The organism is Ectobacillus funiculus (assembly GCF_004138295.1).
GTDB lineage: Bacteria > Bacillota > Bacilli > Bacillales > Bacillaceae_G > Ectobacillus > Ectobacillus funiculus.
The window spans coordinates 85,398-104,071 of the sequence record NZ_SCFM01000025.1 but is presented as its reverse complement, the minus strand read 5'-3'; the positions used below and the strand labels follow the sequence as shown (position 1 = coordinate 104,071).

The window sequence follows — 18,674 nt, the reverse complement described above, 5'->3', positions numbered from 1 at the left end:
AAATTATCAGGATTTATTGGCAGATCCTGAAATTGATGCGGTATTTATTTGCTCTCCAACAAGCACACATGCACAAATTATTCAGGAGGCAGCACGTGCGAAGAAGCATATTTTCTGTGAAAAGCCGGTCAGCTTCTCTGCAGAGCAGACAATCGAAGCGCTGCGTGTAGTAGAAGAAGAGGGCGTACAATTACAGGTTGGCTTTAACCGTCGTTTTGATCCGAATTTTAAAAAGGTACGAGACCTTGTGCAGCAGGGGGAAATTGGACAGCCTCATATTCTGAAAATCACATCTAGAGACCCGCAGCCACCAAGCGTTGATTACATTCTTACTTCAGGCGGTCTGTTCATGGATATGATGATTCATGATTTTGATATGGCACGTTATGTAATGAATAGTGAAGTAGTGGAAGTGTCTGCTCAGGGAGCGGTTTTAGTTGATCCTGCGATTGGCGAAGCAGGAGATATCGATACTGCTATTGTTACTTTGAAATTTGCAAATGGGGCAATTGGAGTGATTGATAATAGCCGTCAAGCTGTATATGGATATGATCAGCGTGTGGAAGTATTTGGGGCAAAAGGAGCAGCAACAGCCGATAACTGCCGCCCAACAACGGTAGAAGTATCTACAGTGGAAGGCGTGGTAAGGGACAAGCCATTATATTTCTTCCTTGAGCGCTATACACAAGCATATATCGAGGAAGTTACACAATTTGCAAAGACGATCCTAGCAGGTGAAAAGGTGCTTTGCACTGGTAATGATGGCTTGCAGGCAGAGAGAATCGCAAAGGCCGCAAAGGAATCCTTCTTAGCAGGACGCCCTGTCAAGATTGAACACGAAACAGTAACGGCACAGTAAATAAGAGAGGGAATAGATATGTTTAAAGAAAATACAATCAGACTAGCAATCGCACCAATTGCGTGGACAAATGATGATCTTCCAGAGCTTGGCGGCGAGAATACATTTGAGCAGTGCGTAAGTGAAATGGCATTAGCTGGATTCACTGGCAGTGAAGTAGGAAATAAGTATCCTCGTGATACGGAGGTACTGAAAAAGGCATTATCGCTTCGGGGATTGCAAATCGCAAGCGCTTGGTTTAGCGCATTTTTGACAACAAAACCTCTAGAGGAAACGGTAGAGGCATTCATTGAGCACCGTGATTTCTTACATATGATGGGTGCGAAGGTCATTGTTGTATCGGAGCAAGGAAAAAGTGTGCAAGGTCAAGCGGTACCTGTTTACAAAGCAAAGCCTGTCTTTACGGAAGAAGAGTGGAAGCTATTAGTAGCTGGCTTGCATCGTCTTGGTGAGCTGGCCGCGGAGAGGGATATGGCGATTGTATTCCACCATCATATGGGAACAGGGATTCAAACAACAGCAGAAATTGATAAGCTCATGGAGCTAACAGATCCAAATTTAGTTTCTTTATTGTTTGATACAGGACATCTTGTATTCTCAGGTGAGGATCCAATTCATGTACTGAAAAAGCACCTGCCTCGCATTAAGCATGTGCATTTAAAAGACATTCGCCCAGAAGTGGTGGCTCGTGTGAAGGAAGGGGATTTAAGCTTTTTGCAGGCAGTAAAGGCAGGTGCCTTCACTGTTCCAGGTGATGGCTCCATTGAATTTGACGAGGTATTTACAACACTTGCGGCGTCTGATTATACAGGCTGGTTTGTTGTTGAGGCTGAGCAAGATCCGGCATTAGCGAATCCGTTTGAATATGCGGTGAAGGCCCGCCGTTATATTAATGAAAAAACAGGGCTGTAATTATAGTCCTGTACGATAACATAATAATCCATGGACTGACCGTATGATGGAAGAAGAGCATAAATGGTTATTAGGGCTGCATGCGAAGGTTTGGTCTGAGAAGAAATAGTGACAGGAGAAAAATCCCGATGAACCCCCAACCTCATCGGGATTTTTTACACTTTAAGAAAGTATAAATTTCTAGCTGGAGGACAATTCGACGTAGTGAGAAATTTTAGGAACTACGCCTCTGTCTTCGCACGGGGGCAGGGCTCGCCAATCGGCGAGTTTTCTTTAATGATCATTTTCGTAAATTTCACTTAAATTTTCAGTGAGAACCGTATAAAACTGCTGTGGTTTATCTGGCCGGAGGTGCACCTTTGTTACAGTTTTTGTGAAACCATACAATAGCTGAGCTGTTTGCGGCGTATGAAAGGTAATTTCAAAGGCCGGCTGCTCTTTCATAAAATCAACGAGCACCGCATCGAATATCTCCTTTTCCGGTCCTTCATAGGCATGGATGCTTTTTATATCCTGCAAAGAAACCTTGAGTCTCTTCATCACCCCAACCTGTAAATAAAGATGGTTATCCGTTAGTATAAAGGGGGCTAATCGCAGCGCTTGTATTTCTGCTAAAAATAGAAGAAGCGTATACAAATTGAGAATAAGCGCGACAAGGGCAACAATCGGGTTCCAGCTGTGAAGCAGAAAATGAAAACCGACTGATTCAATGATGAGAGCGTGAATAAGCATCACATAAAAAGCGATAGCACTTGTTTTTTTATGGTATGTAAACACAGACATTGTGTTTATATGAGGAGCACGCTTTCGCCACGAAAACAGGCCGTAGTAAAAAATAGCAGCTTCTGTACAGTATTAGTATAAAAGTCGTGTAGTTATGATGTCAGGACTTCTTGGCAGAGGAGAAAGTATCGAACTGGATTACGTAGAAAGAATACCGTATTCTAGGAATAGAATACGGTATTCTTTCTAAAAAACCTACCCTTATCGATAATTAATAAACTGCAATTCAACCGGCACATCCGCTTCACGAACAGCTGCGATAACTGCTTGTAAATCGTCGCGGCTTTTGCCTGTGACACGAAGCTGGTCATCTTGGATTTGGCTTTTCACCTTTAGCTTTAAGTTTTTAATAATCGTATTGAGAACCTTTGCTGTGTCTTTGTCAATGCCTTGCTTGAGATTAACGTATTGACGAACTGTACCACCGGATGCATTTTCAATCTTGCCATAGTCTAAGTTTTTAATCGGAACGCCTCGTTTTACGAGCTTACTTAAGAGAACATCTGTTAATTGACTTAACTTGTATTCATCGTCGGATGTCAGAACGAGAGATTCCTTTTCGAGCTTGATGTCGCTCTTGCTTCCTTTGAAGTCATAGCGCGTTTGAATTTCCTTCAATGCGAGGTTAATGGCATTTGTAACCTCTGGTAATTCGACCTTTGAGACAATATCAAAAGAGCTTTCCTTTGACATAAATAATCCCTCCAAACTATATGTATATGCTATATTATAAGGAAAATGGGCGGATTGGACAAATGATAGAAAAAAACGTGGTATAATGGGGCTTTGTTTGGCAAACTAATACATAGCATATTTTTATTATAGAAGGGATTTGTAAGTATGATGCTGCAAGCAGGAGTAATAGAACAGGTCGAGGTTTTGCGCGAGACAGAAATTGGATATATGGTAGGTAATGAGCAAGAGGAAGTATTTTTGCATAAAAATGAAGTTGCTGGTGAGATTGCGGAGGGCGACGAGCTTGATGTGTTTTTATATCATGATCATAAAGGACGCTTAACGGCAACGATGAAGACACCGCTCATTACAACGGAGGATTTTGGCTGGGTAGAGGTTGTGAAAGTATCCCAGGGTATGGGTGTATTTGTTGATATTGGCGTTTCAAAGGATATTTTAATTCCCGGTGATGAGTTTTCTGGTTTTTTCGGTGTTTGGCCGCAGGAGGGAGACGAATTGTATTGTCGTCTTAAACTGACGGGACGAGATCGTTTAATTGCCCTGCCTGCGCAGGATGAGGATCTGAAGGAATTGGCGGTTGCTGCTACGCAGTCGATGTTTAACAAAAATGTAAGTGCCCGCGTGTATCGTGCCATTCGTACAGGTTCATTCATTCTAACGGATGAGCATTTCTTAGGATTTATCCATCAATCAGAACGCAAACAAGAGCCCCGCATCGGTGAGCGCGTAACGGGCCGCATCATTGCAGTAAAAGACGATGGGACTGTTAACGTATCTCTTCTGCCTCGCAAACAGGAGGGGATGGATGAGGATGCACAGGCTTTATATGAATATATGGAAGGCCGCGGCGGTGCGATGCCATTTAGCGACCAAAGTGCGCCAGAGGATATTAAGGAGCGTTTCCAAATGAGTAAAGGAGCATTTAAGAGGGCGCTTGGGAAGCTCATGAAGGAAGGCAAAGTCTATCAGGAGGAAGGATGGACATATTTTAAGAGGGATTAGTAAAAAGAACAGCACTGATGGATGGTGCTGTTTTTTGTTTCATTGTAAGAAAGTAGACATTTCCAGCGAGAAGCGAATGCGACGTAGTCGGAAATTTTAGGAATACAGTACAAGTATAGCCACGCCTCTCTCTTCGTCACCCCGAAAAGTTAGATTTTCTTATCTTGTAAAAACAAGACCGGGAAATTTCCCGGTCTTAGCGATGGTCAGTTTTCTTTGAGTAGTCATGTTTACCTGCTTGATAATTCTCTTGTACCTGCATATTTTTTTGCATATGCTTTGCATTGTTGTCATGCGCTTTTTTGTCATTATCGCTAGTTTTTGGCATCCTATATCCCTCCTTAGCTGTTTCTACGTTTATCATTTCCGTTTCCGTTAAGACTATGTACAAGGAACAAGCAGGAAGGAGCATACATGTGAAGCTCAAGATGAGTTCCATTGAAATAGGTAAGAAAACGTTTGTGATTATCTTTGGTGCACTGTTAAATGCAATTGGGATGAATTTATTTTTAATCCCGGCGAATGTATATGCAAGCGGCTTTGTCGGAGTAGCACAGCTTCTCTCTGGTATAGTAAGCAAATTTACACCCATTGTCCTTTCAACAGGTATGCTGTATATTGTGTTCAACATTCCGATTGTTATATTGGGCTGGCGAAAAATCGGGAAATCATTTACACTGTTTAGCTTTGTTAGTATTGCCTTTATGACATTGTTTTTAGAAATGGTCCCTGTTCTCACACTGTCTCATGATATTATGCTAAATGCTGTGTTCGGCGGTGTGATTCTTGCGATTGGTTCTGGACTTACCCTGAAGTGGGGAGCTTCGACCGGCGGGATGGATATTATTGTCATGATTCTGTCGCGCGTGAAGGAGCGGCCGCTTGGAACATACTTTTTCACGTTGAACTCGCTTATTATTCTAACGGCAGGCGCAGTGTATGGGTGGGAGAAGGCGCTGTATACTCTTGTAGGGCTATATGCGTCATCGCGTGTAATTGATATGATTCATACACGCCACGTGAAGCTGACTGTGTTTATTGTAACGAAAAATGGTGCCGCATTGCGCAAGGCTATTCAATCTTGTCTTGTACGAGGCATTACAACGCTGCCGGCGACAGGGGCATTTACAAATGAGCAAAAAGAGATGCTGATGATTGTGATTACACGTTATGAGTTGTATGCGATCGAGCGTATCATCAATGAGGTTGATCCAAAGGCGTTTGCAAATGTTGTTCATACGGAAAGTGTATTAGGTTTGTTTCGCAAGGAATGAACCTTCCCCACCTACCACTGGAATTCCAGTAAAAGAAAAGCGAATCTGATTCATTTTGCTTGATGCAAGAAAGAAGGAAAAAAGAAAGGAGAACCCGAAATCGGGTTCTCCCGTTACATTTAGGACATATTTTGCAACTGCTCCTGCATCTCGCGCAGTTGTGCCTTTTCGGCAGTGGAAGAGTGCGTATAAGCGGAGGTTAAAGCATTTTTTGCTTTTTCCACCATTTCATGCTGTCCGCTGCCAGTTGTGTTTAAGGCAAGGGATACTGCTTCTCTCGCTTGCTGAAACAACAGATTGCCCATTGTTATACACCTCCGAGAGTCGAGTTAGCCCGCTCTTTTCGAGCCTCTGCTTCGGCTAATGTAGACCGATAAGGGAATTGTTCATCATGTTTAGAAACCGTATCTGAACCTTGCTGAATAAAACGTTTGGACTTATTGCGCTTACCCATCGTCTATTCCCCCTTTTGAATTAGCAGAAAAGCTGTGACACGTGCTGTGTCCTTTATAGTATGTACATTGCGCTTCGGGCTATGAATGGAAACGACTTACAAGCCTAAATATTCCTCCAAGAAGACAGCGATACCATCCTCTTCATTTGTTAACGTCACGTGATTTGATAACGACTTCAGCTCTGGAATCGCATTGCCCATTGCCACGCCGTTTCCGGCAAATTCAATCATTTCAAAGTCATTGTCTTCATCACCAAAGGCGATAATACGCTCCGCTCCAATGCAGTAGTAATCGGCTACTCTCTTTAAGCCAATTGCTTTATTGAGGCCGCTTCGAACAATTTCGATAATATGCCAGGGTGCTGCCCACTTGCGATGATCAATGACTTCTGCGTGAACATCTGTTAAATGCTTCTGAATGTTTTCCACCTCTTGTTCATTCGCATCAATTAGCAAGCACGTTGGCTCTTTTGTTAAAATATGAAGCAAGTCTCCCGTATATATCTTTGGGGAGCCGAACTGGAAAATATGCTGCACGCCTTCATCGAGGTAGTGTGTATATACATCGTCTATAACCTCGGCATACATATTTTTTACACCAAATGCTGCACACGCTTGTATGATTTCCTGGGCTGTTGAGAGCTCAAGAGGTGAGTGATATGTGCCCCATGAGGGATTTAGTGGATGATGGACGTAGGCACCGTTAAAGTTGATGATTGGAGTATCGAGATTTAGTTCCTGATAATACAGATTGCTTGCCCGATACGGACGGCCTGTGGAAATGACGACAAGATGGCCGTGCTCCCGTGCTTTTTGGAGAGTGGCTTTATTACGCTCAGAAATTTTTTTGTCATCGTTTAATAACGTACCATCTAAATCGATTGCAATTAAATGTTGATTTCGCATAGGCTCACCTTTTTAGGAGTAGTTGTGTTCTTCCATTTTAATCCTTTTTCTCTTTTTCTGTCTACTATTTCCACACGCCAAGAGGATCTTCAAATTTTTGGAAATTGTGTAAAGGTTGTGAAAGGGGCTACAATAGGAGAGAAAAGCTTGTATAATGACATTGTAATCTTCTCGTATAAATTGTTAACTCTCCTTTGTTTACTGACCGGATAGGGTCAGTTTTTTATGTTTTAGGAAAAGTATGCGTGCAACTTCGCCTAACCGTTCGTCAATTGGCGAGTTTCTTTTATCAAATGTATGCTCTAAATCATTATTGTATGAAAGTCTTTTTCGGAAAGCAGACCTAAGAGGCGGGAGAGTTCAATTCCTAAACATAACAGAAAGAAACTCTTATCTTCGGGCACAATAATGATGTAATGACTTTTTCTTTTGAAAGGAGTAGTGCATCATGGGTCAAAGTCACCGTTTTCGAGCAGGACAAAAGGCGCCAAATAACGGAGTTTATATTGAAATCGGGGAAACAGGCAACGGCAGCGGCATTCAGGATCCGAAACAGATCAAGCTGAAAGCTGGAGATCGTTTTCCTGAAAATACAAATGATGACCGTCAATGGACATACGCGCCTAAAACACGCTAACATTTTACCAAAAAACCATCTTCCATTGCGGGAGATGGTTTTTTGGGGATTATACATAACTCTGTTTAAGTCATTTGCTTTTACTTTATAAAATCATGAATTTTTCCTATAATAAAAATAAAGGTCAAAATAAGTCAAAGAAGTGAGGGGATAGAAATGGATTTGAATAAAATGACGCAAAAAATGCAGGAAGCTGTGCTACGGGCACAATCTATTGCAGTTGAACGTTCTCATCAGGAAGTAGATATCGTTCACGTACTCGCAGCATTGCTGGAGCAGGAGGATGGTTTAACGGCAAGGGTTATGCAAAAGCTTGGTGTTTCTATAGAACAGTTTCAACAAGAAGTGCAGCAGCTCTTAGAACGAAAACCTCGTGTGACAGGAAGCGGAGCAGAGGCTGGAAAGGTATATATTACACAAGGGCTTCAGCGGTTGTTTGTACGTGCGGAGGAGGAAGTAAAGCGGCTGCGAGACGATTATATGTCTGTAGAGCATATTTTGCTTGTGATGAGCGATGAAAAGGAATCGACAGCAATTGGACAGCTTTTCACAAGATTTCAATTAAAACGGGAACGATTGCTGCGTACATTGATGGATATAAGGGGGAATCAACGCGTGACAAGTCAAAATCCGGAAGCGACATATGAAGCATTGGAAAAATACGGTCGAGATCTTGTGGCACAGGCGCGTCTTGGTAAAATGGATCCGGTGATTGGACGAGATAGTGAAATTCGCCGTGTGATCCGCATCTTATCACGCAAAACGAAAAATAATCCAGTTTTAATTGGAGAGCCGGGAGTCGGAAAAACAGCAATAGCCGAAGGACTAGCGCAGCGTATTGTGCGTAAGGATGTACCAGAAGGACTAAAGGATAAAATTGTTTTTGCGCTTGATATGAGCGCTCTTGTAGCAGGGGCAAAGTTTCGCGGTGAATTCGAGGAGCGTCTGCAGGCGGTATTAAATGAGGTTAAGAAAAGCGAAGGACGTATTTTGTTGTTTATTGATGAACTGCATACGATTGTTGGAGCGGGTAAGGCAGAGGGGGCGATGGATGCGGGTAATATGCTAAAGCCGATGTTAGCGCGAGGCGAGTTACATTGCATCGGTGCAACAACGCTTGATGAATATCGAAAATATATTGAGAAGGATCCAGCACTCGAGCGCCGTTTTCAACAGGTGCTTGTCGAAGAGCCGACTGTCACGGATACCGTTTCGATTTTGCGCGGTTTAAAGGAGCGGTTTGAAATTCATCATGGTGTGAATATTCACGATCGTGCTCTTGTTGCCGCGGCTGTACTATCTGATCGTTATATTTCCGATCGTTTTTTGCCAGATAAAGCAATTGATTTGGTGGACGAAGCATGTGCAACCATTCGAACGGAAATTGATTCGCTGCCAACGGAGCTAGATGAAGTTATGCGGCGCATGATGCAGCTTGAAATTGAAGAGGCTGCGCTGCTAAAAGAAACAGATGAACGAAGCAAGGAGCGTTTGGAAACTTTGCGTCGTGAGCTTGCTGATTTAAAGGAGCAAACAACTGTGATGCGTGCGCAGTGGCAGCAGGAAAAGGATGAAATTCAGCGTGTTCGCAGCCTGCGTGAGCAGCTAGAACGGTTGCGTCATGAGCTCGAGGAGGCGGAAGGAAGCTATGATTTAAATAAGGCTGCGGAGCTTCGGCACGGTCGTATTCCAGCGCTCGAGCGCACCTTAAAAGAAGCAGAGGAGAAGGAAAACAAACAGGAAAATCGCTTGCTGCGCGAGGAAGTGACAGAAGAAGAAATCGCAGCGATTGTCTCGCGTTGGACAGGAATCCCGGTTACAAAACTTGTGGAAGGGGAACGAGAAAAATTGCTTCGTCTGACAGATATTTTGGCAGAGCGTGTTATCGGACAAGAGGAAGCAGTGCAGCTTGTTTCTGATGCGGTGCTGCGTGCTCGAGCCGGCATCCAAGATCCAAACCGACCGATTGGTTCATTCTTGTTTCTCGGACCGACAGGCGTTGGAAAAACAGAGCTCGCAAAGACGCTTGCACAAGCGTTATTTGATAGCGAAGAGCAGATTATCCGTATCGACATGTCTGAGTATATGGAAAAACATGCTGTTTCTCGTTTAATTGGAGCACCTCCTGGGTATGTTGGTTACGAGGAAGGCGGACAGCTAACAGAGGCGGTGCGTCGCAAGCCATATTCTGTCATTTTACTTGATGAAATTGAAAAGGCACATCCTGAAGTATTTAACGTGCTTCTGCAGGTACTCGATGATGGGCGCATTACAGATTCACAAGGACGAACGGTGGATTTTAAAAATACGGTTATTATTATGACGTCGAATATCGGCTCGCATATTCTGCTTGAGGATGTGCAGGAAGAAGGGGCAATCGGTGAGGGGACGAGAGAACGGGTGATGAGCCTGCTTCGCAATCACTTTAGGCCAGAGTTCGTCAACCGCATTGATGAAGTCATTTTATTTAAGCCGCTCACCACGAGGGAAATGACAAAAATTGTTGATAAAATGAGCGTGGAATTGCAAAGAAGGCTTTCAGATCGTGATATTGAACTGCAGCTAACAGAAGGCGCGAAGGCGTTTATCGCAGCAGCGGGCTTTGATCCATTGTATGGGGCGCGGCCGCTGAAGCGCTATATGCAACGTCAAATTGAAACCAAACTGGCAAGAGAGCTCATTGCAGGTCACATTCAAGATCATAGTACGGTTATCGTCGACGAACAATCGGGAGAGCTTGTATTAAAGACTATATAAGAAAAACGAACACGGTCTGCTCTGCTCCCGAAGCGGGCAGTGTCCCCATAAAAAGTTATACTTTCTTACCTCGTAAAAAAGCCTGTCCAGATGTATCGAAATACATCTGGACAGGCTTTGCTGTCTGTTTAGAAGAAAAGGTGACTCGACAGATCGAGTTCCCTTTTCCTACATCAATGATGCTGTCCAGCAGGCTCATTTGGAAGAATTGCGGAAATGATAAAAATCAAAACAGTCACGACAACAGACATGATAGTTGCTTGTCCTGAGTCATATGTACTGCCTGTCATAGAGCTGATTATGTAGCTCATCATTTGCATAAGCAGGAACGACCAAATAAACGTCCAAAGTAAACGCATTCCTTTCACACTCCTATTCGTTCTTCATTCAATCAATTCTTATTCTAACACAAATTGATATAGAAAATAGAAAATATTTTTACACCTTTTGCAAGGCAAATTCTCCCTGCACACATACATTATAAAAAAGAAACATTTACAATGGCATTTTAAGGCGGGAGAACAATGGAGATCAGGGAGCGTTTCTTTTTTCTAGAACAAGAGCCGTGCGTCATTCATCTTCCGGAAAAGCCGAATGGATTTGGAGTGCTTATACTGGGGGATTATAATCACTTTGTTGAGAGTGGTACAAGTTTATGGATGCAGCATGTTGGGAAGGCGCATCTCTTGGAGGAGTTGCGCAACGAGGGGTACACCGTGTTTACTTCCAACTTGTACGGTCGACATTGGGGGAATGACAAAGCAGTGCGACTGGCAAAGCGCTTATATCATGTTGTGATGAAAAAGGAAATTTTGAATGAAAGAATTCATATTATAGCAGAAGGAATGGGCGCTCTTGTTGCGCTTGACATGATGGCCACAATGCCGGAATCTATCCGTTCGGCTGTGATGCTGCACCCTTGTCTCGACTTACCGAGACATTTGGAGTTGGAGCGTGAGCATAAGTTTTTTTATAAACGACTGCTGCGCGAGCTCATAGCAGCATATGAGGTGTGTGAGGAGGATTTACCAGCGATGATTCGCTCCAAAACGTTCCGGAGCTTTTCCTCGCATGTACCGGTAAGAATGTTTGTTCCAACGAGTGAGCGGAAGGAGCGAAAGATAATTGTGCGGGAATATGAGCAGCTTCAATTTCAGTCTGGGTCCCCCATCTCGCTTTCGTTCCATGTGCAGGATGCTAAGTATAAAGTCGTTCGTCCAATCCTTCAAGCATTTCATACACATGAAGCAGATTTATGAAGAGAACTCGCCGACTGGCGAGCCGTTAGGCGAAGACAGAGGCGTAGTTGCCCTTATACTTTGTTCCTAAAATTTCCGACTACGTCGAATGAACTTCTAGCTGGAAATTTATACTTTTTTACAGTGTAAAGAATACCCATTACTTGGCCAGCCTTTGATAAAGGAGGTAAGAAGATGAAGAGGGCAGTTGTAGTAGGAGCACTGTCGTTTGTCGGATATCATCTCGTACAAAAGCTGCTTTTGGAGGGGACGGAGGTGATTGCTCTTGATATTGAAAGCTTGCTTGAGCTATCACCACTGAATGAAGAAAAACTGCTGCTGATTGGCAGACATGCGAATTTTTCATACGATTCTATCGAAAGTGGCGAAACTTGGAGGGAGGCGTGTGAGCAGGCACCGGATATTGTTTATTTCTGCTTATGTGAGCCAAACCAGATGATAGAATTTCCTGAGCAATCCCTTGTACAGCGTACATTAGATGAAGCAATTTCCTTCTGTAGAAAGCATGAGAAACAACTTGTGATGTTATCATCCCTAAACGCTTCCGTTGCTTCAGCAGATATAGAGAAATCATCTGGAACAGCAAATGGTGCATGGTTTTATACATTGGAAAAGAAGCTGGAGAAGCTTGCACCATCCTTCGCTGTTTTGCGTGTCCCGACTGTATATGGTCCGTGGCAGCCGTCTTTTATGATCTACCATCAATTGATTATATCGAAGGAAGCAAATGTTGAAGTGCAGGAAAATAGTAATGATGCTGTTTATGTAGAGGATGTAGCCCAATGCTTATATCGTTTTGGCGCCGAGCGTATTTCTGGAACGTACTATATTGAAAGTGAAGAAGCTGGACAGTGGAAAAAGGGGATTGAGCTTCTTTGTGGCAATGGAAACATCGGGACAGTAGAAAGTAAATCGCAATTGAAAATAGGAACACGCTATTTGTACCGTCCAAGTTGTTCTTTGCAGGAAGGACTCGAGCAGCAGATTTTGCATGTAAATAAGTATAAACAGTTATATAAGGATATGAAATAGCACATCTATTGAATTTTCTTCCTTTTTACCGATATAATAGAGAAAACTCGCTAATTGGCAAGCTGTTAGGCAAAAACAGAAGCGTAGTTACATTTACATTTTATCCCTAAAATTTCCTGCTGCGTCGAGTTAGCTTCTAGCTGGAAATTGACACTTTCTGAAAGGGTGAAAGGGATAAGTTTGAGGCTGAAAGGAAGAAAGAACATGGATCAAGGACGTAATATGCAATTTTTACAAATGGCGATGCAATATTTGCCGGAAGCTAAGGGAATGCTTGAGTCAAGCGGGGTAGAACTTGATTTGGCAAAAGCTCAGCCTGTGCTTGAGCTGCTCATGAAGGTTATGAATGATGCGTATGAGCTTGGCAGACAAGAGGCCCTAGCGGAAAAGGGAGAATAAAGTCGGTGGGATACCGGCTTTTTTCTATCTCCTCATAGTGGACAAACAAATCATCATACATTAAAATTAGTACCAAGTCTTAATAATTGATATAAAGTGGGGGATTAGCATGAATGCAGGAATTTTAGGAATCGGCAGCTATGTTCCAGAACGAATTGTAACAAACTATGATTTGGAACAAATGATGGATACGTCCGATGAGTGGATCCGCACACGAACTGGCATTGAAGAGCGACGTATTGCTTCTGATGATGTAGATACATCGCATATGGCAGCAGAAGCTGCGAAGCAAGCATTAGAGGATGCGGGAATTGCTGCGGAACAATTAGATTTGATTTTAGTAGCAACGGTTACTCCGGATTATGCATTTCCTTCTGTTGCTTGCATGGTACAAGACCAAATTGGAGCAAAGCATGCAGCAGCAATGGATATTAGTGCAGCCTGCGCTGGCTTTATGTACGGAATGATTACGGCACAGCAATTTATCCAAACTGGCGCTTATAAATATGTACTTATAATCGGAAGCGAAAAGCTTTCAAAGATTGTCGATTGGAATGACCGAAATACAGCTGTGTTATTTGGGGATGGAGCAGGAGCAGCGATTATGGGTCCTGTTTCGGAAGGAAGAGGTGTTCTATCGTTTGAACTAGGGGCAGATGGCAGTGGAGGAATGCACCTGTACCAAGGCGAACATATTACGATGAATGGCAGAGAAGTCTTTAAATTTGCTGTGCGTCAAATGGGAGATTCAAGCCTGCGCGTGCTTGAAAAAGCGGGACTAACGAAGGAAGATGTTAATTTTCTCGTTCCGCATCAGGCAAATATTCGCATTATGGAATCATCTCGTCAGCGTTTAAATCTGCCGGAGGAGAAAATGAGCACAACGATTCGAAAATTTGGCAATACATCATCATCATCTATTCCGCTTGCCCTTGTGGAGGAGCGTACGAATGGACGCATTAAAGACGACGATCTCATTGTGCTAGTTGGATTTGGCGGCGGTTTAACGTGGGGTGCGGTAGCGCTTCGTTGGGGCAGATAATTACGAAGAAGGAGTGTCATAGCAATGGAAAAAAAGCGTGTTGTAATTACAGGATTAGGCGCTATAACGCCAGTAGGAAATGATGTTGAAACTGCATGGACAAACGTAATAAACGGCGTATCGGGAATCGGTCGTCTTACACGCTTAGATCCCGATTTGTTTCCGGCAAAGGTGGCAGCGGAACTCAAGGATTTTGAGGTAGAGCAGTACATTGATAAAAAAGATGCTCGCAGAATGGATCGTTTTACGCAATATGCAGTAGTAGCTGCAAAAATGGCTGTAGAGGATGCAAATTTAACGATTAATGACGAGAATGCGCCGCGTATTGGTGTCTGGGTTGGATCGGGTATTGGCGGAATGGAAACATACGAAGATCAGTATAGAACATTGTTGGAGAAAGGACCTCGTCGCGTAAGTCCGTTTTTTGTTCCTATGATGATTCCCGATATGGCAGCTGGACAAGTATCGATTGCAACAGGGGCAAAAGGAATCAACTCCTGCTCTGTCACAGCTTGTGCCTCCGGTGCAAACTCGATTGGCGATGCCTTTAAGGTGATTCAGCGCGGTGACGCAGATGCAATGATTACAGGAGGAACAGAAGCCCCTCTTACAAGCATTTCCTTTGCAGGCTTTAGCTCGGCAAAAGCATTGTCATTTGATGAGAATCCGGCTACAGCTTGTCGTCCATTTGATAAAAATCGCAGTGGTTTTGTCATGGGCGAGGGTGCCGGAATTTTAATTTTAGAAAGCTTAGAGCACGCTTTGCAGCGCGGTGCGAGAATTTATGCCGAAATTGTTGGCTACGGTGCAGCTGGCGATGCGTTCCATATTACGCTTCCAGCGCCTGGCGGAGAAGGCAGTGTTCGGGCAATGCGCCAAGCATTATCAGATGCGGGCATTCAGCCAGATGATGTGGACTATATTAATGCGCATGGAACGAGCACAGAAGCAAATGAAAAGTATGAAACAATGGCAATTAAAGAAGTGTTCGGTAACCATGCATACAAAGTAGCAGTGAGCTCTACAAAATCGATGACGGGGCATTTGCTTGGCGCAGCTGGAGCTGTGGAGGCAATCTTCTCAGTGCGTACGATTACGGACGGCATTATTCCGCCAACGATTAACTACGAAACGCCAGATCCAGATTGCGACCTTGACTATGTGCCAAATACAGCACGTAAGCAAGAAGTACGCACGGTCCTAAGCAACTCCTTAGGGTTTGGCGGTCATAACGCAGCACTTGTTTTCAAAAAGTATGAAGCGTAAAGAAAACTAGCCGGCTGGCAAGCCCTGCTCTTGGGCGAAGACAGAGGCGTAGTTACACTTATACTTTATTTTTAAAAGGTGAGAAAGCTCCATGGAGCTGGACAAAAAACACGCAGAGGTTATCCTCTGCGTGTTTTTTTACAGCTTAATCAAGCGCTGCAAGCCTTCGTTTCGCTCTTCTTGTTCTTCCCTTGATACTAGATCGTACTTTTTCAAAAGATGAAATAGCTCATTTAATACGGCCTGTGGCTGCTCGTCTTGTAAAAAGCGCTGTACATCCGCAAATAAAAGTGCAGGTAAAAAGCTTTGCTGACTTTCAAGCTTATTACGTACATCCTCCAATGAATGATCAAGATTACATGCTCCCATTTGTATCACCTCTTGCTTAGTCATTATATGTATCTACTAGGTAACCGTAGCATTCAATAGAGGGAAAATCAACGCCTCTGTGAGGAAACTCCCCTCATGCTTTTTCATAATATAGGTGAAAAAGGGTGCATGTTATGGGAGTGATTGCGACAGACCTATGGCTGCTTGCGCATTATGAAGAGCCGGAGGAAATATGTAAAAATCTAAAGGAATATATACCATTGCCGCCGCGCTATATATATCGTTATCTTGTTTCACGCGGCATGTATCGTCCTATGCGCGGCGGCAAGGAGGATGTTGAAAAGCTTCAGCAGCAAAATGTGTGGGGAGAAATTGAGAAAGAGCTGGAGCAGCTGCGCCATTGGCTAAACGGCCCGGATATTCCTATTTTTATTTTTCCATCGGATGTGTATAACAGGCGTGTACAACGAGAGTACGATGGAAAAAGTGGTCTTGCTCTTCGAAAATGCTTATTTCTATTTGTTTCGCCGCACAATACGATAGAAGAGTTACAAGCGGTATTAACGCATGAATATCATCATATATGCAGGTTGGCTACCATCCAAAAAAAAGAAGAGGATTACACGCTCTTAGATACAATGATACTAGAAGGTTTAGCAGAAGCAGCTGTGGCTGAGCGCTATTCCAAGGCCTATCATGCACCATGGACACGGTATTATACGAAACAGGAGGCAGTCCAGTTTTGGCATAGGTATGTCAACGACAAAATAACTGTCTATCGAGGAACGGCCGAGCATGAAGAGCTGTTGAACGGGCTGAGGCTATACCCAGACATGCTTGGTTATGCAGTTGGTTTCCATCTTGTGCAAGATTGTATTGCACACAAAAAATTAACAACAAAGCAGCTGCTAACGATGGACGCAAAAGAAATTTTGCAGGAGGCTCGTTCCTTTTCAATATGAACGTCTCTAGAACATAGAGGCGTTTTTGTGCGTGTGGAACACATGATAGTTTGTTGCTAGAACGACATTGATACACGTAAACTAGACATATTATCAGCAGAACAGGCAAGAACCCGCTTCCTTCCTTGTGGTATTTAGCATTTTTTGTCATAAGATGAGTAACGAAAAGAAACAAGCTTAGAATGAAACAGAAAAGAAATGCAGAATTTATAAACTATGTATTGAATATCTTTCCTAAACTGGAATAAATTCTTGTTCTCATGACCATAATGGTATCAACAAACAGTTGTGAAGTGAGGGGTAAGAAATGTTATATCTGCATGATGTATGGGTAAATTGGTTTGAGGGTGAAGAAAACGGCTATAATGTTTGTCCTTTCTATGAGTGGCGCAAAGACGACACGATCGAATTGTTGGATCAGGTTCCTTTATTGAAGGTAGATTCCGCCTTGTATCATTACATCGAAAATGAACTACTCGAGCTTCCGTCCAAACTGTTAGAAGACGTACATCAGAAAGCGTATATTCGAAAAAATCACGAGCGCACGCAGCTAGACTATTGCTTCGTTGTTTCTGACGGCAACTGCATTCTCGCGGTAGATACAATCGGTTACAATATACCAATCCGCAAAAGCAGACTTATTCCTCGACAAGAACAAATGGTATATGACATGATTGCGAATGCACAAACGGAATCCTATTCCTTCAATTCAGCGACCGTAAAGAAGGAGCACCACATTTTGTCTCCGTCACCGTATATGATGAGCGGACTGACTCGAAAAGAGAGACAATTAAAGCAATTGTTATTTATGGCATTAGATCAGCTATATGCAACAAGAAACCCAGCAGAAATTCGTTATTGGTATACAGAATGGGAGCCAACAGCGTATCAAGATGTGCAGCATATGTCCTTTGAAGAAGTATGGGGACGTCTGTTTGAAGAAGCGCAGCGCGGCTGGAGCGAGAAGCATGAACAGCTTTGCGCGCGCCTTGTAAAAGGACAACCATTTTTCGAAAAGCTATGGGAAATGGAAAAAGAGCCGAAAGTCAACTAGAAAAGCAAAAATAAAAATCCTCCGAAACAAACCTAATATGTTTCGGAGGATTTTTATATTACTGTAGGAAAGTATAAATTTCCAGCTGGAAATCAATTCGACGTAGTCGGAAATTTTAGGAATACAGTATAAGTAGGGCTACGCCTCTGTCTTCGCCCAAAGACAGGGCTCGCCAATCAGTGAGTTTTCTTTCTTTGCAAGGTAAGAAAGTGTAACTTTTCGGGGTGGTGTCTAGCTCCTAAGGCTCAAAATGGCAGACTCCAGGCTGAACCTCCGCAAAAGGCAAAAAGCGCCTTTTACTCCGGCCCACCCCTACGCTGCTATAAAAGGCGGGCCTTGTCCGCTTTTCTTATGGAGCAGGAATGGTTTTACTCTGTTGTCCCATACTAAGAAAAAGGAAAAGAGGTGAGACAATATGGGAGATTGGAATAAGCAAGCGGCACCAAATAATAATGCGGCTGCCGGACAAATCAAGTTCGCAGCAAAGCGCCGTGAGGACCAAGAATTTTCCGAAGAGCTATCTGATGCGGGTGAACGCGATGCCTTGATTAAATCTATGCAAGAACTAAAAAAGAAGAAATAAAAAGCGAACTGCCTCCAAAAGTTAGACATGAATGTTAGGCAGCTTTCTGGGTATGAGTCCGGTTCAATATTGGACTTATGCCCTTTAATTTTTTCTTAATTTGTTTGCGATTGTAATAGTGAATGTAGTTCTCCAATTCTTATCTGAAATGCTCCACGCTTTCAAATCCTCTAAGGTACAGTAACTCATTCTTTAATAGGCTAAAGAAATTCTTTATGCCCCCATTGGCTACAAAATTGAGGTGCAATTCAAAGATAATTGGTATTTTTTGTTGAAAAAAATACCAATTATCTTTATACTTTAACTGCTGCCTAATTTAACTATTGAATTATCTTGTACTTCAATAAAAAGGAGCAGACTCCATGGATGAGAAAACTTGAGCGCTTAATACGACGATATGAAGTAATTTTCATTTTCGCAACTTGCAAAATAAAGGGTCCTTCTATCTGAACAGCTTAAGGTAGACA

General features: G+C 43.1%; 22 protein-coding genes and 1 pseudogene. 14 read left to right on the top strand and 9 right to left on the bottom strand.

The window, feature by feature from the left end; all coding sequences use genetic code 11:
- Positions 1 to 859: inositol 2-dehydrogenase (gene iolG / locus EP737_RS16675; protein ID WP_129729096.1), on the top strand; the 859-nt coding region annotated here is incomplete at its 5' end.
- A gap of 18 nt (positions 860 to 877) precedes the next feature.
- Positions 878 to 1,771, top strand: coding sequence for a myo-inosose-2 dehydratase (iolE, locus tag EP737_RS16670; protein ID WP_129729095.1), 894 nt, complete (start codon positions 878 to 880; stop codon positions 1,769 to 1,771).
- A gap of 273 nt (positions 1,772 to 2,044) precedes the next feature.
- Here iolE and EP737_RS16660 read toward each other — a convergent pair whose 3' ends face one another.
- A complete protein-coding gene (locus tag EP737_RS16660) occupies positions 2,045 to 2,554 on the bottom strand; it encodes a hypothetical protein (RefSeq protein ID WP_129729094.1) in 510 nt (169 codons plus the stop codon).
- A gap of 201 nt (positions 2,555 to 2,755) precedes the next feature.
- Complete coding sequence (locus EP737_RS16655) at positions 2,756 to 3,247, bottom strand: YajQ family cyclic di-GMP-binding protein (protein ID WP_129729093.1); 492 nt, start codon at positions 3,245 to 3,247, stop codon at positions 2,756 to 2,758.
- 147 nt (positions 3,248 to 3,394) lie between these two features.
- Here EP737_RS16655 and EP737_RS16650 point away from each other — a divergent pair, with 147 nt between their 5' ends.
- The gene (locus EP737_RS16650; protein WP_129729092.1) at positions 3,395 to 4,252 is read left to right on the top strand and encodes a CvfB family protein; all 858 of its coding nucleotides are present in this window, start codon (positions 3,395 to 3,397) and stop codon (positions 4,250 to 4,252) included.
- Between the two features lie 196 nt (positions 4,253 to 4,448).
- Here EP737_RS16650 and EP737_RS16645 read toward each other — a convergent pair whose 3' ends face one another.
- Positions 4,449 to 4,616 (bottom strand): DUF3941 domain-containing protein, encoded by a 168-nt coding sequence (locus EP737_RS16645; protein ID WP_205650959.1) that lies wholly within the window; start codon positions 4,614 to 4,616, stop codon positions 4,449 to 4,451.
- A 19-nt stretch (positions 4,617 to 4,635) separates the two neighbouring features.
- On the opposite strand from EP737_RS16645, the gene EP737_RS16640 reads away from it, so the two are divergent.
- On the top strand, positions 4,636 to 5,526 hold the full coding sequence (locus tag EP737_RS16640; protein ID WP_246040286.1) for a YitT family protein: 891 nt from the start codon (positions 4,636 to 4,638) through the stop codon (positions 5,524 to 5,526).
- Between the two features lie 119 nt (positions 5,527 to 5,645).
- Here EP737_RS16640 and EP737_RS16635 read toward each other — a convergent pair whose 3' ends face one another.
- The 3 genes from EP737_RS16635 to EP737_RS16625 form a co-directional block, all read right to left on the bottom strand.
- Positions 5,646 to 5,831 carry a DUF3813 domain-containing protein gene (locus tag EP737_RS16635; RefSeq protein WP_129729090.1) on the bottom strand — a complete coding sequence of 62 codons (186 nt, stop codon included), beginning with the start codon at positions 5,829 to 5,831 and terminating at the stop codon, positions 5,646 to 5,648.
- 2 nt (positions 5,832 to 5,833) lie between these two features.
- Entirely contained in the window at positions 5,834 to 5,980 is a 147-nt protein-coding gene (locus EP737_RS16630; RefSeq protein ID WP_129729089.1) for a competence protein, read from the bottom strand.
- A gap of 96 nt (positions 5,981 to 6,076) precedes the next feature.
- Positions 6,077 to 6,886 carry a Cof-type HAD-IIB family hydrolase gene (locus EP737_RS16625; protein WP_129729088.1) on the bottom strand — a complete coding sequence of 270 codons (810 nt, stop codon included), beginning with the start codon at positions 6,884 to 6,886 and terminating at the stop codon, positions 6,077 to 6,079.
- Positions 6,887 to 7,334: 448 nt separating this feature from the next.
- On the opposite strand from EP737_RS16625, the gene EP737_RS16620 reads away from it, so the two are divergent.
- Together EP737_RS16620 and clpB are read left to right on the top strand one after the other, a co-directional pair.
- The gene (locus EP737_RS16620) at positions 7,335 to 7,523 is read left to right on the top strand and encodes a YjzC family protein (protein ID WP_129729087.1); all 189 of its coding nucleotides are present in this window, start codon (positions 7,335 to 7,337) and stop codon (positions 7,521 to 7,523) included.
- A gap of 156 nt (positions 7,524 to 7,679) precedes the next feature.
- On the top strand, positions 7,680 to 10,280 hold the full coding sequence (gene clpB / locus EP737_RS16615; RefSeq protein ID WP_129729086.1) for an ATP-dependent chaperone ClpB: 2,601 nt from the start codon (positions 7,680 to 7,682) through the stop codon (positions 10,278 to 10,280).
- Between the two features lie 173 nt (positions 10,281 to 10,453).
- On the opposite strand, the gene EP737_RS16610 is transcribed toward clpB, so the two are convergent.
- On the bottom strand, positions 10,454 to 10,639 hold the full coding sequence (locus tag EP737_RS16610; RefSeq protein WP_129729085.1) for a YjzD family protein: 186 nt from the start codon (positions 10,637 to 10,639) through the stop codon (positions 10,454 to 10,456).
- 165 nt (positions 10,640 to 10,804) lie between these two features.
- Between EP737_RS16610 and EP737_RS16605 the strand changes: the two genes are divergently transcribed.
- The 5 genes from EP737_RS16605 (at position 10,805) to fabF (ending at position 15,278) form a co-directional block, all read left to right on the top strand.
- Positions 10,805 to 11,539, top strand: coding sequence for a lipase family protein (locus EP737_RS16605; RefSeq protein WP_129729084.1), 735 nt, complete (start codon positions 10,805 to 10,807; stop codon positions 11,537 to 11,539).
- 174 nt (positions 11,540 to 11,713) lie between these two features.
- Positions 11,714 to 12,571 carry an NAD-dependent epimerase/dehydratase family protein gene (locus tag EP737_RS16600; RefSeq protein WP_129729083.1) on the top strand — a complete coding sequence of 286 codons (858 nt, stop codon included), beginning with the start codon at positions 11,714 to 11,716 and terminating at the stop codon, positions 12,569 to 12,571.
- A gap of 204 nt (positions 12,572 to 12,775) precedes the next feature.
- On the top strand, positions 12,776 to 12,970 hold the full coding sequence (locus tag EP737_RS16595) for a ComZ family protein (RefSeq protein ID WP_129729082.1): 195 nt from the start codon (positions 12,776 to 12,778) through the stop codon (positions 12,968 to 12,970).
- A gap of 109 nt (positions 12,971 to 13,079) precedes the next feature.
- Positions 13,080 to 14,012, top strand: coding sequence for a beta-ketoacyl-ACP synthase III (locus tag EP737_RS16590; protein ID WP_129729081.1), 933 nt, complete (start codon positions 13,080 to 13,082; stop codon positions 14,010 to 14,012).
- A gap of 24 nt (positions 14,013 to 14,036) precedes the next feature.
- Positions 14,037 to 15,278, top strand: coding sequence for a beta-ketoacyl-ACP synthase II (gene fabF / locus EP737_RS16585; protein ID WP_129729080.1), 1,242 nt, complete (start codon positions 14,037 to 14,039; stop codon positions 15,276 to 15,278).
- Between the two features lie 138 nt (positions 15,279 to 15,416).
- On the opposite strand, the gene EP737_RS16580 is transcribed toward fabF, so the two are convergent.
- Positions 15,417 to 15,671 carry a hypothetical protein gene (locus tag EP737_RS16580; RefSeq protein WP_379952529.1) on the bottom strand — a complete coding sequence of 85 codons (255 nt, stop codon included), beginning with the start codon at positions 15,669 to 15,671 and terminating at the stop codon, positions 15,417 to 15,419.
- Between the two features lie 110 nt (positions 15,672 to 15,781).
- Here EP737_RS16580 and EP737_RS16575 point away from each other — a divergent pair, with 110 nt between their 5' ends.
- The 3 genes from EP737_RS16575 (at position 15,782) to EP737_RS25685 (ending at position 18,207) form a co-directional block, all read left to right on the top strand.
- Complete coding sequence (locus tag EP737_RS16575; protein WP_129729078.1) at positions 15,782 to 16,570, top strand: DUF2268 domain-containing putative Zn-dependent protease; 789 nt, start codon at positions 15,782 to 15,784, stop codon at positions 16,568 to 16,570.
- 307 nt (positions 16,571 to 16,877) lie between these two features.
- Positions 16,878 to 17,624 (top strand): YjbA family protein, encoded by a 747-nt coding sequence (locus EP737_RS16570; protein ID WP_129729077.1) that lies wholly within the window; start codon positions 16,878 to 16,880, stop codon positions 17,622 to 17,624.
- 415 nt (positions 17,625 to 18,039) lie between these two features.
- Positions 18,040 to 18,207: a hypothetical protein gene (locus EP737_RS25685; RefSeq protein ID WP_165350833.1), complete on the top strand. Its 168-nt coding sequence runs from the start codon at positions 18,040 to 18,042 to the stop codon at positions 18,205 to 18,207.
- A 34-nt stretch (positions 18,208 to 18,241) separates the two neighbouring features.
- Here EP737_RS25685 and EP737_RS16565 read toward each other — a convergent pair.
- Positions 18,242 to 18,427: pseudogene (locus EP737_RS16565) on the bottom strand (IS3 family transposase); the annotation flags it as partial.
- Between the last annotated feature and the right edge of the window lie 247 nt (positions 18,428 to 18,674).

Coding starts and splice junctions, on each gene's coding strand:
- iolE (WP_129729095.1), top strand. CDS start 878: ATGTTTAAAGAAAATACAATCAGACTAGCAATCGCACCAATTGCGTGG.
- EP737_RS16660 (WP_129729094.1), bottom strand. CDS start 2,554: ATGTCTGTGTTTACATACCATAAAAAAACAAGTGCTATCGCTTTTTAT.
- EP737_RS16655 (WP_129729093.1), bottom strand. CDS start 3,247: ATGTCAAAGGAAAGCTCTTTTGATATTGTCTCAAAGGTCGAATTACCA.
- EP737_RS16650 (WP_129729092.1), top strand. CDS start 3,395: ATGATGCTGCAAGCAGGAGTAATAGAACAGGTCGAGGTTTTGCGCGAG.
- EP737_RS16645 (WP_205650959.1), bottom strand. CDS start 4,616: ATGATAAACGTAGAAACAGCTAAGGAGGGATATAGGATGCCAAAAACT.
- EP737_RS16640 (WP_246040286.1), top strand. CDS start 4,636: ATGTACAAGGAACAAGCAGGAAGGAGCATACATGTGAAGCTCAAGATG.
- EP737_RS16635 (WP_129729090.1), bottom strand. CDS start 5,831: ATGGGCAATCTGTTGTTTCAGCAAGCGAGAGAAGCAGTATCCCTTGCC.
- EP737_RS16630 (WP_129729089.1), bottom strand. CDS start 5,980: ATGGGTAAGCGCAATAAGTCCAAACGTTTTATTCAGCAAGGTTCAGAT.
- EP737_RS16625 (WP_129729088.1), bottom strand. CDS start 6,886: ATGCGAAATCAACATTTAATTGCAATCGATTTAGATGGTACGTTATTA.
- EP737_RS16620 (WP_129729087.1), top strand. CDS start 7,335: ATGGGTCAAAGTCACCGTTTTCGAGCAGGACAAAAGGCGCCAAATAAC.
- clpB (WP_129729086.1), top strand. CDS start 7,680: ATGGATTTGAATAAAATGACGCAAAAAATGCAGGAAGCTGTGCTACGG.
- EP737_RS16610 (WP_129729085.1), bottom strand. CDS start 10,639: ATGCGTTTACTTTGGACGTTTATTTGGTCGTTCCTGCTTATGCAAATG.
- EP737_RS16605 (WP_129729084.1), top strand. CDS start 10,805: ATGGAGATCAGGGAGCGTTTCTTTTTTCTAGAACAAGAGCCGTGCGTC.
- EP737_RS16600 (WP_129729083.1), top strand. CDS start 11,714: ATGAAGAGGGCAGTTGTAGTAGGAGCACTGTCGTTTGTCGGATATCAT.
- EP737_RS16595 (WP_129729082.1), top strand. CDS start 12,776: ATGGATCAAGGACGTAATATGCAATTTTTACAAATGGCGATGCAATAT.
- EP737_RS16590 (WP_129729081.1), top strand. CDS start 13,080: ATGAATGCAGGAATTTTAGGAATCGGCAGCTATGTTCCAGAACGAATT.
- fabF (WP_129729080.1), top strand. CDS start 14,037: ATGGAAAAAAAGCGTGTTGTAATTACAGGATTAGGCGCTATAACGCCA.
- EP737_RS16580 (WP_379952529.1), bottom strand. CDS start 15,671: ATGACTAAGCAAGAGGTGATACAAATGGGAGCATGTAATCTTGATCAT.
- EP737_RS16575 (WP_129729078.1), top strand. CDS start 15,782: ATGGGAGTGATTGCGACAGACCTATGGCTGCTTGCGCATTATGAAGAG.
- EP737_RS16570 (WP_129729077.1), top strand. CDS start 16,878: ATGTTATATCTGCATGATGTATGGGTAAATTGGTTTGAGGGTGAAGAA.
- EP737_RS25685 (WP_165350833.1), top strand. CDS start 18,040: ATGGGAGATTGGAATAAGCAAGCGGCACCAAATAATAATGCGGCTGCC.